General features: G+C 46.1%; 11 protein-coding genes. 2 read left to right on the top strand and 9 right to left on the bottom strand.

What is annotated here, in order from left to right; genetic code table 11:
- Window positions 1-8: 8 nt before the first annotated feature.
- Complete coding sequence (locus IRE19_RS07130; protein ID WP_203339828.1) at window positions 9-989, top strand: 4-hydroxy-3-methylbut-2-enyl diphosphate reductase; 981 nt, start codon at window positions 9-11, stop codon at window positions 987-989.
- Window positions 990-1,561: 572 nt separating this feature from the next.
- Here the strand turns inward: IRE19_RS07130 and IRE19_RS07125 are convergent.
- The 9 genes from IRE19_RS07125 to ccpN form a co-directional block, all read right to left on the bottom strand.
- Window positions 1,562-2,320, bottom strand: a complete 759-nt coding sequence (locus tag IRE19_RS07125; protein ID WP_191715882.1) for a TerC family protein — start codon at window positions 2,318-2,320, stop codon at window positions 1,562-1,564.
- A gap of 293 nt (window positions 2,321-2,613) precedes the next feature.
- The gene (locus IRE19_RS07120; protein ID WP_203339827.1) at window positions 2,614-3,726 is read right to left on the bottom strand and encodes a Nif3-like dinuclear metal center hexameric protein; all 1,113 of its coding nucleotides are present in this window, start codon (window positions 3,724-3,726) and stop codon (window positions 2,614-2,616) included.
- Window positions 3,713-4,426, bottom strand: coding sequence for a tRNA (adenine(22)-N(1))-methyltransferase (locus IRE19_RS07115; protein WP_203339826.1), 714 nt, complete (start codon window positions 4,424-4,426; stop codon window positions 3,713-3,715). The genes IRE19_RS07120 and IRE19_RS07115 overlap by 14 nt, the downstream gene beginning before the upstream one ends.
- Before the next feature lie 63 nt (window positions 4,427-4,489).
- Window positions 4,490-4,876: a cytochrome c550 gene (gene cccA / locus IRE19_RS07110; RefSeq protein ID WP_191715885.1), complete on the bottom strand. Its 387-nt coding sequence runs from the start codon at window positions 4,874-4,876 to the stop codon at window positions 4,490-4,492.
- 264 nt (window positions 4,877-5,140) lie between these two features.
- Window positions 5,141-6,280, bottom strand: a complete 1,140-nt coding sequence (locus IRE19_RS07105) for an acyl-CoA dehydrogenase (RefSeq protein ID WP_191715886.1) — start codon at window positions 6,278-6,280, stop codon at window positions 5,141-5,143.
- 151 nt (window positions 6,281-6,431) lie between these two features.
- Window positions 6,432-7,586, bottom strand: a complete 1,155-nt coding sequence (gene rpoD / locus IRE19_RS07100; RefSeq protein WP_142827801.1) for an RNA polymerase sigma factor RpoD — start codon at window positions 7,584-7,586, stop codon at window positions 6,432-6,434.
- 33 nt (window positions 7,587-7,619) lie between these two features.
- On the bottom strand, window positions 7,620-9,419 hold the full coding sequence (gene dnaG, locus IRE19_RS07095) for a DNA primase (RefSeq protein WP_203339825.1): 1,800 nt from the start codon (window positions 9,417-9,419) through the stop codon (window positions 7,620-7,622).
- Window positions 9,420-9,617: 198 nt separating this feature from the next.
- Entirely contained in the window at window positions 9,618-10,424 is an 807-nt protein-coding gene (locus IRE19_RS07090) for a pyruvate, water dikinase regulatory protein (protein ID WP_203339824.1), read from the bottom strand.
- A gap of 10 nt (window positions 10,425-10,434) precedes the next feature.
- The gene (ccpN, locus tag IRE19_RS07085) at window positions 10,435-11,073 is read right to left on the bottom strand and encodes a transcriptional regulator CcpN (RefSeq protein WP_191715889.1); all 639 of its coding nucleotides are present in this window, start codon (window positions 11,071-11,073) and stop codon (window positions 10,435-10,437) included.
- Window positions 11,074-11,395: 322 nt separating this feature from the next.
- Here ccpN and IRE19_RS07080 point away from each other — a divergent pair, with 322 nt between their 5' ends.
- Window positions 11,396-12,772, top strand: a complete 1,377-nt coding sequence (locus IRE19_RS07080; protein WP_191715890.1) for a glycine--tRNA ligase — start codon at window positions 11,396-11,398, stop codon at window positions 12,770-12,772.
- Window positions 12,773-12,968: the final 196 nt, after the last annotated feature.

Raw genomic sequence — 12,968 nt, 5'->3', positions numbered from 1 at the left:
GGTACTTGATGAAGGTTATGAAAATATCGCCAAGAGGATATTGCTACGGAGTGGTGGATGCCATGGTTATCGCTAAGAACGCTGCGATGGATGAAAGTTTGCCACGCCCCATTTATATACTAGGAATGATCGTCCACAATAAACACGTAACGGATGCGTTCGAAGAAGACGGCATCATTACATTGGACGGCAGCAACCGGCTTGAAATTCTGGAGAAAGTTGAAACCGGCACAGTCATTTTCACTGCGCACGGTGTTTCTCCACAAGTCCGTGAGTTAGCCAGACGGAAAGGTTTGGTGTCGATAGATGCTACGTGCCCCGACGTCACCGTGACGCACGATTTGATTCGTGAGAAGACAGCTGACGGCTATCAGATCGTCTATATCGGCAAGAGCGGACACCCGGAACCGGAAGGCGCAATCGGCGTCGCTCCGGATATGGTTCACCTGGTTGAAACCGTCGAAGACGTCAACCGCCTGGAGATCGACTCAGAGAAAATCATCGTCACCAACCAGACGACCATGAGCCAATGGGACGTTGTCGATATGATGGAACGCCTGAAAGAAAAATTCCCGCATTCAGAAGTCCATAAAGAAATCTGTCTGGCTACTCAGGTTCGGCAGGAAGCTGTTGCTCAGCAAGCAGGCGAAGCGGATCTATTGATCGTCATCGGCGACCCGATGAGCAATAACTCAAACCGTTTGGCGCAGGTGTCACAGGACATCGCGGGCACTCCAGCCTACCGTATCTCTGACCTGTCTGAACTGAAATTGGAATGGCTTGAAGGCGTGGAAACTGTCGGCATTACAGCTGGAGCTTCTACACCAACACCGATCGTCAAAGAAGTCATGAAGTTCTTGGATCTTTATGACCCGGCAGACCCGGGCACACATGCACTGACACGCTCTGTACCGCTTAATAAGATTCTTCCTAAAATCAAGCACCCGAAACCTTCGGATCGCATTGAGCCGTATCCAGTAGGCGAATAAAATAAAGGCTGCCCCAAAAGTCGTTTCCCGACTTTTAGGGCAGCTTTTTTTGTTCCATGGCTATGCGAAATTAACTTGCTGACCCCCACTTGGCATGCACCGAAAACGATTTGGCGATGGCAAGGAAAAACCTGCATGTTCGGGTGGAGAGTCTGGCCTTGTTATTTTACTTGCCGGAAGGAATATCCAATACGGTAAGCCTCAAACAAGGAGGATACATCAAGATAAAGATTTTATTCATATGGGGACAGGTTCTGTTTGCTTCCAAACCCTAGTTCTCTTGTCGGTTAACCGCTGCTGGACCAATCCTCCGAATCGATACAAGCTGTCATTTCATCGTTTGCAGCAATCATTCTTATTGCAATGATCGCTTCTACGCTAGTGCCTGAATCCCATGAAAATGGCGGTCCTCTTATTGGATCGCTTTATCACCTATAACTAAGATGGAAAATCAATATTCCTAAAATGATGGTTAGAGCTCAAAAAGAAAAACTGCACATATGTGATGTGCAGTTTTTCTTTTCTGTATGCGTAGATAAATTAGGATATTGATTCGGATAGTAAGTCGCGAGTTAAGCTTCTTGTTGTTTCTTTTTCTTTATACTAATGAATGCTCCAACTGCAACAATTCCAAGCAATACTGTCCAGAAAATCAGTTTCCACTCTGTCGAATGTGCAAAGTCATAAGGCAGGATGCCAAGGTCTTTATGCGCCAATGTCAGCACCAGCAGCTTAACGCCAACCCAGCCTACAATTACAAACGCTGTGGTTTCCAGTTGTGGATAATCTGCCAATAACTTGACGAATTTATGAGCAGCAAAGCGCATGATAACGAGACCGACCACTCCGCCGGCCAGCATGACGCCGAACTGGCCGCCGTTGATTCCACCGATTTCCATACTCCCCAGATGAGGCAATGTCATTGCCAACGCTACTGCAGCCAGCATTGAATCGACCGCAAAAGCGATGTCTGCAAGTTCTACTTTCAAAACAGTCATCCAGAAGCCTGATCCCTTAGTCGCTTCCGGTTCAAGAGAATGTTCTTTCCCTTTCCGTTGATCGTAAATATGCTTGAAGGCGATAAACAGGAGGTAAGCTGCTCCCAAAGCCTGAATTTGCCACACATCCACTAAAATTGTAATCATGAACAAAGCCGCAAAACGGAACACGAAAGCTCCAATCAATCCATAAAACAAGGCTTTTTTCTGTTGTATTTTCGGTAAATGCTTGACCATGACCGCCATGACAACAGCATTATCGGCCGCCAATAGCCCTTCCAGCGCCACTAGTACTAGTAATACCCATAAATACTCCAATAAAATTGCTTCCATCCTTTTTCCTCCTCCTAATTTTTGCCAACAAAAAAGACCTTTGCCTAATAAAAGGCAAAGGTCTCGCTAAGCAAAATATTTGCTATCACAACCGATGGCTACGAACCATGTAATGACGACTGTGAAATAGGTTTCCCTATAGCTACTCCCCTTTGACATAAAGTCAAAGTCTATTGAGTTGTACGTTTAGTATAGCATCAAATAAAATACTGCATCCTTGAAAGTTTGTCGTTTTAAAGACAGATTTTTTCGATGGACACCGTTTTTTTTGAAACCATTCTACATTTTTTCTTTTAAATGAACCGGAAAGGTTCTGTATTCGTTTCTGATGGCAGGAATTCGCATTGCCATGTCGGCTGCTGCTTTGCCATATGCTCCACCACGCCTTGAATCATCACTTTTTCCACATGATGGCCCGGATCGATGATGTTCAGCCCCATCGCCTGTGCATCCTGTGCTACGTGAAAATACATATCGCCTGTGACATAGACATCCGCTCCAGCGCGCTTGGCCTGTTGAATGTATTTATTGCCATCGCCTCCGAGCACGGCCACTTTTTTGATTGTGGCATCCGGATCTCCGACCATGCGTAGAGACGGAACGTCCAATTGTTGTTTAGCCCAATCGGCAAAATCCTTTAAGGTCATTGGCGTTTCCAGTGTTCCAACGCGCCCCAATCCCATTGCGATTTCTTTGTTCTCCAACGTAAAGACATCGTATGCGACTTCTTCATAGGGATGTGCCGCAATCATCGCTTTAATGACGCGGTCTTTTTCTTGTTTACGGACAACCACTTCCACTTTTGATTCTGCGGTCACTTCCATTTTCCCCGCTTCTCCGATATACGGATCCGCTTCTGCTGTTGGGCGGAAACGTCCTGTTCCGGACAAAGTATAGCTGCAGTATTCATAATCGCCAATAGCGCCGGCTCCTGCTTTGCCGAACGCTTCCCGAACAGCCTCTTCATGGCTTTCCGGCACGAAGACTGCAATCTTCACCAATTCCGCTTCAAAAGTGGGCACCAGCACACTCGTATTTTTTAATCCAAGGGCATCCGCTAATAAATCATTGACGCCCCCTTGTGCAACGTCCAGGTTGGTGTGTGCCGCGTAGACGGCAATGTCGGATTTGATGAGTTTTTCCATCAGGCGCCCCTGAGGAAAATCCGTCTGCAGGTTTTTCAAAGGACGGAAAATCGGCGGATGATGGGCGATGATCAACCCGGCACCTTTGGCAACCGCTTCATCGACAACGTCTTCATTGACGTCCAAAGTAACCAGAACCTTTTCGATTTTTTTGTTTAAAGTTCCTACATGCAAACCGATCGGGTCGCCTTCCATCGCTAAATACTTGGGCGACCACTTTTCGAATTCTTCGATGATCTGCTGGCCATTAGGAATTTTCACGCTGCAGCACCTCTTCCACCAACTGTATTTTTTCCACCAATTCCTGTTTTTTCTCTATGATCTCCATAGTTTGGGCTGTTGATTCCATGGAAGCGACAATTTTTTTCCATTGATCGCTTTCACGCATCCATTTCTCATGGAAAATCGCTGTTTTTTCCTCCAGCAATTTTGGTCCCATCAATAATTGCTGTGGCGTCAATAAAACGGGCGGCTGTTTTTTTTCAAGCACCAGAATTTCATAGATTTTTTCATTTTCCTTCAATATTTCTTCTTCGATAATAGTCCAGTGATTGGCGACGGCCCAGTCGCGGATGGATTTGGCATGGACGTTCGGCTGCAGAATCAACCGTTCCACTCCGGTCAGCCGTTCTTTGCCCTGTTCCAGAATCGAACAGATCAACGGACCGCCCATGCCTGCTATCGTGACAGCGGTTATGCCGTCTTCAGGATGGACCGCATCAAGTCCACTGGCCAGCCGGACTTCAATCTGGCTGTTCAACCCCTCCTGCTGGACTTGTCTTTTGGCCGATTCAAAAGGGCCTCTGACCACTTCTCCCGCCACAGCTTTCCCGATAATGCCATTCAAGACCAAGTAGCAGGGCAGGTAAGCATGGTCACTGCCGATATCTGCCACTACAGCGCCTTCTGGCACATGATGGGCAACACGGGTCAGACGATGTGATAATTGTTGAGCATTCATTCAGATCCTCCTAATTTGACAGAAAAACCCTTAGCTCTAGAAGAACTAAGGGTTTTTTAGATGCTATTCGAGTGATAATACCCACTCAGCCATTGCTGCTACGTTCGCTTCTGGAACAAGCCCGCCTGGCATAGTGCCTTTACCGTTGATCAAGATATCTTCGATGTCTTCTTGAGCAAGTTCAGTAGCTACCAATGATGGACCTACTCCGCCTTCATAGCTTGAACCGTGACAAGAAATACAGTTTGCTTGCGCGTGTGCTTCAGGATCGAAATCTCCAGCTGCTGCTTCTTCGCCGCCTTCAGCTGCTTCTTCACCGCCGCCTTCTTCTGCTGCATGTTCTTCTGCGATTTCGGCTTCGTTATTAACTCCCTGAATGGACATGAAGAAAATCAAACCAATACCGAACGCCATGATTAAGATATAAGGTACAATTGCATTTTTTTGCATCCGTTACCCCTCCCTCTACTAGTTCTGCTTTATGATATTATTCGTATCATTCATTATTGTACTGTATTATCCGCCAAACGAAAAGTCTTATCAGATAACTTTTCATTCTTTGTGACAAAAACGGTAATTTAATTTTTATTTTACGTGCAGACAGTGAAGTTTACCCAGATACTTTCCTGATAAAACATATTCCGCTGACTTCTCGCTACTAACGCATCGCGAACAATAAAAGCCCCGCGGGAAGCGGGACTTTTAAAAAACTATTCAGCAGCCAATCTGGCGTGCAATAACCATGCGCTGAATTTCAGAAGTTCCCTCGCCAATTTCCAATAATTTCGCGTCACGCATATAGCGCTCCACTTCGTACTCTTTCATGTAGCCGTAGCCGCCGTGGATCTGAATCGCTTCATCGGCCACTTCCATGGAAATTTCAGAAGCATAAAGTTTCGCCATCGATGCCTCTTTCGTGAACGGGCGGCCTTGATCTTTCAACCAGGCTGCTTTATAGACCATATTGCGTGCCAGTTCGATCTTCATCGCCATGTCCGCCAATTTGAACTGCGTCACTTGAAACTCGGATAAAGGCTTTCCGAATTGCTTGCGTTCTTTGGAATAGGCAAGGGCTTTGTTAAATGCCGCCTGAGCGATCCCTACAGCCATTGCCGCAATGCCGATACGTCCGCCGTCGAGTGTCACCAGGAATTGTTTAAAGCCATCTCCGCGCTTGCCTAACAGGTTTTCTTTGGGTACACGGACATTGTCGAGTACCAATTCTGTTGTATTGGAAGAATGGAGACCCATCTTCTCGTAATTATCGATGACCGTAAAGCCTTCAGCGTCTGTCGGTACGATGATGGCACTGATTTCTTTCTTGCCGTCGTTCATGCCGGTGATGGCTGTAATCGCCAAATGCTTGGCATGGCTGGCATTCGTGATATAGACTTTCGATCCGTTGATGACCCAGTCATCGCCATCTTCAACAGCACGGGTTTCAGTCCCCCCTGCATCTGATCCAGCGTTGGGTTCCGTCAATCCAAATGCTCCGAATGATTCACCGGTGCAGATGGGTGTCAGGTATTTTTCTTTCTGCTCTTCCGTTCCAAACAAATTTAAAGGTGCACCGCCAAGTGAGATATGCGCAGAATACGTGATACCTGTCGAAGCACAGGCGCGGCTCAATTCTTCTGTTACAATTGCAAAACTGGTGGTATCCGCTCCAGCTCCACCGTATTTTTCGTCAAACGGCAAGCCCATCATCCCCATGTCGGACAGCTGTTTGAAGATTTCGGTCGGAAACGCCTTGGAGCGGTCACGGTCGATAGCCCCTGGTGCTACCACCTTATCGGCAAATTCCTTGATGGTCTTTTTGATCATCTGTTGTTCTTGTGTCAAATCGAAATCCATTTGTGTACATCCCCTTTGTCATGAATACGCTTACAACTTTCATTATATAGGGAAAATTAAGGCAAACTCAAGCTTTAACAGAAAATTAACAAGACTTCATCATAAAAAAGCCGCTTTCCGGGAAAAACGGAAGCGGCTCAAGCAATTATTCCTATTCAAGAAAATCTTTCAGTCGTTTGCTGCGGGAAGGATGGCGCAACTTGCGAAGAGCTTTTGCTTCGATTTGGCGAATCCGCTCACGCGTCACTCCAAATACCTTGCCCACTTCTTCAAGTGTCCGTGTACGGCCATCGTCCAAGCCAAAGCGAAGACGCAAGACATTTTCTTCACGGTCTGTCAGCGTATCCAAGACATCTTCCAATTGCTCTTTCAACAATTCATAAGCCGCATGGTCAGATGGCGACTGTGCATCTGAATCTTCGATAAAGTCACCCAAATGCGAATCATCTTCTTCACCGATCGGTGTTTCCAATGAAACCGGTTCTTGTGCAATTTTAAGGATTTCACGCACTTTTTCAGGCAGCAAATCCATTTCCTCACCGATTTCTTCCGGTGAAGGCTCGCGCCCAAGATCCTGAAGCAGTTGGCGTTGCACGCGGATCAGTTTATTGATGGTTTCAACCATATGAACCGGGATACGAATTGTCCGTGCCTGGTCGGCAATGGCGCGCGTGATGGCTTGGCGAATCCACCAAGTGGCATACGTACTGAATTTAAACCCTTTCGAGTAATCAAACTTTTCAACAGCTTTGATCAAGCCCATGTTTCCTTCCTGAATTAGATCCAGGAACAGCATGCCGCGGCCGACATAGCGTTTCGCAATGCTGACAACCAAACGCAGGTTGGCTTCAGCCAAGCGTTTCTTCGCTTCTTCGTCGCCTTGCTCAATCAATTTCGCCAGACGGACTTCTTCTTCTGCTTTCAGCAAATCCACACGCCCGATTTCTTTCAAGTACATGCGGACCGGGTCATTGATTTTAACGCCAGGCGGAACACTCAAATCATTCAAGTCGAATTTATCTTCGGTCGGCTTCATCAGACGGTCCAAATGCTCTTCGTCATCTGATTTGCGTTCCAATTCGATGCCGTGCCCTTCCAATTGGTCGATAAACTCTTCTACTGCATCGGATTCCATTTCGAAAACCGCTAATTTGTCGGCAATTTGCTCGTAATTGAGTTCTCCGGTTTTTTTACCTGTTTCAATCAGCTGTTTTTTCGCTTCTTCAACAGTTGCTTCCGGACCTTCAGTAGTCAATGGTACATTGCTTGCTTCAACTTCAGTTTGGCGTTCAGATTTCTCAGCCATGTGACTTCCTCCTTTAAAAAAACCGGAATTAACTTACAATGATTTCCGTAAAGCAATCACTTCTTGTGCAAGAAGCAAAGCGCGCTTTATGTCATGCTGTTTTTCCGCTTCTTTTGATTGCTGGATTTTTAGATTGATTTGCTGCTCGACCCGATGTTTTTGCAGATGCTTTAAACAATCGGAAATTTCTTCATCCGCGTGTTCCGGATCGCGTTCGGATAATGCCGTTTCCATAACCAGTTTGCGGAGCTCTGCATCTTGCAGCGTCTCAAGGAATTTATGGAAATCCGCTTTATCCCATTCCTCGTAGAAACCGAGCAATTGAACGTACAGCGCCTGGAATTCTTCACTGACAAATGGTATGCCGTTGTCTTCGAGCGCCAATTTATCCATGACTGCCGGATCTGCCAAGGCATGTGATAAGAGCATCCGTTCCGCCCGGTGCAATGAAGTGACACGTTTCGGTTCTTTTTTGACCGTCTTCACTGCCGGTGTTTCGGGGCGGTTCCGTTCGATGGTCTTGTTCTCCAATTTGCGGTAATGCTGTAGGATCGCTTCTTGTGATAATCCGGTTTCCTCTGATAATTGCTTTATATATAAATCCCGCTCTAAAGGCGAGGATCTACCGGCTAATAATTGCAGCACTTCTTGTATATATTGCAACAGGTCATTTTCGTATTGAAAATTCTTATGCCTGCGGGCGTGCATCATGGCAAAGGCAATAAATGCATGCGGCTTTCCGATGATCTGTTCCTTAAAGGCTTCTGCACCGTTTTCACGAACAAAATCATCGGGGTCCATCTTGCCTGGCAGGACTGCCACTTCCACTTTGAAATTATCTTCGTTGAGTGCGATGGCAGCTCGCTTAGCAGCTTCCCAACCCGCATCATCGCCGTCAAAGCAAATGACGACTTCCTGGGCAAAACGTTTCATCTGCCGGATGTGCTGGGAAGTGAGCGATGTACCCATGGTCGCTAAAGTATTATCAACCCCTGCTTTACCCGCTGCAATGACATCCATAAACCCTTCAAACAAAATGATTTTTCGGTTTTTGCGTATCGCGCCTCTTGCATGATGGACGTTATACAGTACTTGGCTTTTTTGGAATATCGGAGATTCCGGGCTGTTCATGTATTTGGCATCCTGCTTCGTATGCTCAAGAACCCTGCCTGAAAAGGCGATGACTTTGCCGCTTTCATTCATGATTGGAAACATGATCCGGCCGCGAAAACGATCGAAATAGCCACTGGACTGCTCGCGGGCGATCGCTAAACCGCTCGCTTCCAATTCTTCTTCGCTGAAACCCTTCCGCTTGAGTGCAGATGCCATGTAATTCCATTCAGGAAGCGACCAGCCGATTCTGTTCTTCTCGATGATTTCCCGCGTAAAGCCCCTGTCTTCCAAATAATCCAATGCCGCTTGGCCTTCTTCTGTATTGAGAAGGATATGGTGGTACATGTCCGCAGCAAACTCGTGCATCAAAATCAATTGGTGATCGCTTTTTGACTGCACCGGACCGGAATCGGCTGGAGCCTGTATATCGACCTCGATGCCTGCCCTGCTTCCAAGTCTTGACAAGGCATCCTGAAACGTTAGATTTTCAATATCCATGAGAAACGTGATGACGTTACCACCGGCTCCACAACCAAAACAATGAAAGATCTGTTTATCGGCGGTGACAGAAAAAGATGGTGTGCTTTCTCCATGGAAAGGACAAAGGCCGAACCAATTGCGGCCTCTTTTGGTTAGTTGTACGTACTCACCGACGATATCCACAATATCTGTGCTGGAACGGATTTTTTCAATCACTTCTTCTGGAACTCGACTGGACATTATTTTCACCATCTTTGTTTGCTTAACTTATTTAATTCGTGATGCAAAGACAAAATCCTTCATTTTTCGACAAAAAGATAAAGCTAACTATACTATCCATTAGTAAGCTTTAGCCACAATTCTTCATTATAAAACGTTTTTATTAAAAAATCCACACAAAAGAAAGAAAAACCGCCTGTGCAGGTGGTTTTCCTGAAATCATTTTTGAAGTTTACTTAAAATCAGGTTAGCCGTTTCTTCAACCGCCCGATTGGTAACATCAAGAATTTCACAGCCGATGCGATCCACCACATTGTGGAAATGGACGATTTCTTCATGGATCCGGTCCAATTTCGCGTAATTGGCATCATCATTCAAACCCAGTGCGATTAACCGCTCTTTGCGGATGCTATTGAGTTTGTCCGGCGAGATGACCAATCCGAAGCATTTTTTCGGATCCACGTGGTACAACTCTTCAGGCGGGTCGACTTCGGGTACCAACGGCACGTTTGCAACTTTCAGACGTTTATGTGCCAGGTATTGTGATAATGGCGTCTTCGAAGTTCTTGAAATTCCAACAAGGACTATGTCGGCCATCAAAATGCCGCGCGGATCCCGTCCATCGTCGTACTTGACCGCAAATTCAATCGCTTCAACTTTTTTAAAATAATCATCATCCAATTTCCGGACGAGGCCCGCTTCCTGCAGAGGCGGTGCATCCAGCTCTTTTTCCAATGCATCCAATAAAGGCCCCATCAGATCGACAGCTGTCACCGAAAATTTGGCTGTTTCAGTTTCCATGTAGTTGCGCAGTTCCTGAGAAACCAATGTATAGACAATAAAAGCCTTTTGGGCGACGGCTAATTTGATGATTTCTTGAAGATGTTCGATGGAATCAATATAAGGAAAACGTTTCAGTACGGCATTTTGATCACTATTAAGGTATTGGCTTATAGCAGCTTTTGCGACCAGCTCCCCTGTCTCTCCAACCGAATCGGAGACAATGAACATGCGGAGTGAATTCATAGTTGGCACCTCACAGATCGTGGTTTTCCGATAACGATAAAAACGCACGAGTAATATTCGTTTTTGTCAATCTGCCGACGACTTTAAAGCCATCCGGCTGTTCTTCAACCACAGGCAATGCATCAATTTGCTGATTGATTAAGCGATGTGCTGCCTGGATCAAAGATTCGTTCTTCGCGCAATAGGTAATGTTCGGCATGCGTGTCATAATGATATGTACAGGAATGCTTGTCAGGTTCTGGCTGCCGAGGCTTGCACGCAGCAAATCTTTTCTCGACAATACACCCGTCAGGTAGGATTGTTTGTCCACGACAAAAAGCGTACCCACGTCATCAAGAAACATCTGGCTGATGGCGTCGTAAACACTGACGTCTTCCCGGACAACAACCGGAATCGATTGAAAATCCTTGACCTTCATGTTGTTCATCGTATCCGTGACATCCTGGCCCGGTTTTTTGCCCGAATAAAAATAGCCAACACGCGGACGGGCATCTAAGAAGCCTGCCATTGTCAGGATGGCTAAATCAGGTCGTAGCGTTGATCTTGTTAAGTTTAAGCGATCCGCTATCTGTTCGCCAGTAATCGGACCATTGCCTTTTACGATTTGCAATATTTCCTCTTGCCGTTTATTGAGTTCGATTGGACTCACCGCCTCAAAATATATATATGTTATACTCAATATCAATTATTATATACTAATTAACGTGATATTGCGAAGAAAACTTCGCCATGGTACAATATGAAAGAATTGAACACAGGCAATGACGGATAAATAAGTACTGTAACAAAAAGCGAGCAGGGAAAGTGAAAGCCTGCAACTACAGGAAAAGGCGATCCAGAGCTATTTTTTATTTTAAGCGGACTGCAGTTTGCAGTCAATCGAGGTGGAACCGCGGGTCTTAACGTACTCGTCCTCGGACATGAAGATGTCCGAGGATGGGTGCGATTTTTTATTTTATGGAGGTTATTTTATGTCAATGGAAGAAGTAGTAGCATTAGCAAAACACAGAGGATTTGTATTCCCGGGCTCTGAAATTTATGGAGGATTGGCGAACACATGGGATTACGGCCCACTTGGTGTTGAATTGAAAAACAACATCAAAAAAGCTTGGTGGAAAAAGTTCGTCCAGGAGTCCCCGTATAACGTAGGATTGGACGCAGCCATCCTGATGAACCCGAAAACTTGGGTAGCTTCAGGGCACGTCGGCAACTTCAACGACCCGATGATCGATTGCAAAAGCTGTAAAACCCGCCACCGCGCAGATAAATTGATCGAAGACGCATTGGACGCCAAAGGCATCGAATTGATCGTCGACGGTTTGTCTTTTGACCGCATGGCCGAACTGATCCAGGAACACGAAGTGAAATGCCCGACATGCGGCAAACAAGATTTCACGGAAATCCGCCAGTTCAACTTGATGTTCAAAACGTTCCAAGGTGTTACTGAAGCTTCAACAAACGAAATCTTCCTGCGCCCGGAAACCGCACAAGGGATTTTCGTCAACTACAAGAACGTCCAGCGCTCGATGCGCAAAAAAATGCCTTTCGGAATTGCGCAGATCGGCAAGAGTTTCCGCAACGAAATCACACCCGGCAACTTTACGTTCCGTACACGCGAGTTTGAACAGATGGAACTTGAATTCTTCTGCAAGCCTGGCGAAGATTTGGAATGGTACGCTTACTGGCGCGATTTCTGCAAAAAATGGCTTTTGGATTTGAACTTGACCGAAGAAAATATGCGTCTGCGCGAGCATGACCAGGACGAGCTTTCCCATTACTCGAATGCCACTGTGGATATCGAATACAAATTCCCATTCGGCTGGGGCGAGCTTTGGGGCATCGCAGACCGTACCGACTTTGACTTGAAGCGCCATATGGAACATTCAGGTGAAGATTTCAATTACATCGATGCCGCAACAAATGAGCGCTTCGTTCCTTATTGCATCGAGCCTTCTCTTGGTGCAGACCGTGTTACACTAGCATTCCTGGTGGACGCTTTCACTGAAGAAGAGCTTGAAAATGACGACAAACGCACTGTATTGCGCTTCCACCCGGCATTGGCTCCTTATAAAGCTGCTGTCCTGCCGTTATCGAAAAAATTGGCAGAAGGCGCAACTGGCGTATTCGCTGATTTGGCTAAGCACTTTATGGTCGATTACGACGAATCGCAATCCATCGGCAAACGCTACCGCCGCCAGGATGAAATCGGTACGCCGTTCTGCATCACTTACGATTTTGACTCTGTCGAAGACGGCCAAGTAACAGTGCGCCACCGCGATTCCATGGAACAAACACGCATGCCGATCGCTGAAGTACAGGCTTATGTCGAGAAGCATATTCAGTTCTAATCTTTCAACATGATATTCCGCAAAACAACTCCGCTTTCCTACGGGCTTGCGCTGAACTATCCCGCGGGAGTCTCCGTTGTTTTGCTCCATATCATTAAAAAAAATTGGATTATCCATTAAATCATTAGCTATCGGAAAAAAATTTAATCTGATAACCTTCATGACTTTGAATAGAAAGAGCGATAGGTAAAGAAGG

The organism is Planococcus beijingensis, assembly GCF_016820615.1.
GTDB classification, from domain to species: Bacteria; Bacillota; Bacilli; order Bacillales_A; family Planococcaceae; genus Planococcus; species Planococcus notacanthi.
Note: the sequence above shows the minus strand (reverse complement) of the source record. Positions and strands in the feature narration are given on the sequence as shown.

Bases quoted from the DNA above. Each gene is read 5' to 3' on its own strand.
- IRE19_RS07115 (WP_203339826.1), bottom strand. From the start codon at position 4,426: ATGAATGCTCAACAATTATCACATCGTCTGACCCGTGTTGCCCATCAT.
- IRE19_RS07090 (WP_203339824.1), bottom strand. From the start codon at position 10,424: ATGAATTCACTCCGCATGTTCATTGTCTCCGATTCGGTTGGAGAGACA.
- dnaG (WP_203339825.1), bottom strand. From the start codon at position 9,419: ATGTCCAGTCGAGTTCCAGAAGAAGTGATTGAAAAAATCCGTTCCAGC.
- IRE19_RS07125 (WP_191715882.1), bottom strand. From the start codon at position 2,320: ATGGAAGCAATTTTATTGGAGTATTTATGGGTATTACTAGTACTAGTG.
- IRE19_RS07105 (WP_191715886.1), bottom strand. From the start codon at position 6,280: ATGGATTTCGATTTGACACAAGAACAACAGATGATCAAAAAGACCATC.
- IRE19_RS07080 (WP_191715890.1), top strand. From the start codon at position 11,396: ATGTCAATGGAAGAAGTAGTAGCATTAGCAAAACACAGAGGATTTGTA.
- rpoD (WP_142827801.1), bottom strand. From the start codon at position 7,586: ATGGCTGAGAAATCTGAACGCCAAACTGAAGTTGAAGCAAGCAATGTA.
- cccA (WP_191715885.1), bottom strand. From the start codon at position 4,876: ATGCAAAAAAATGCAATTGTACCTTATATCTTAATCATGGCGTTCGGT.
- IRE19_RS07130 (WP_203339828.1), top strand. From the start codon at position 9: ATGAAGGTTATGAAAATATCGCCAAGAGGATATTGCTACGGAGTGGTG.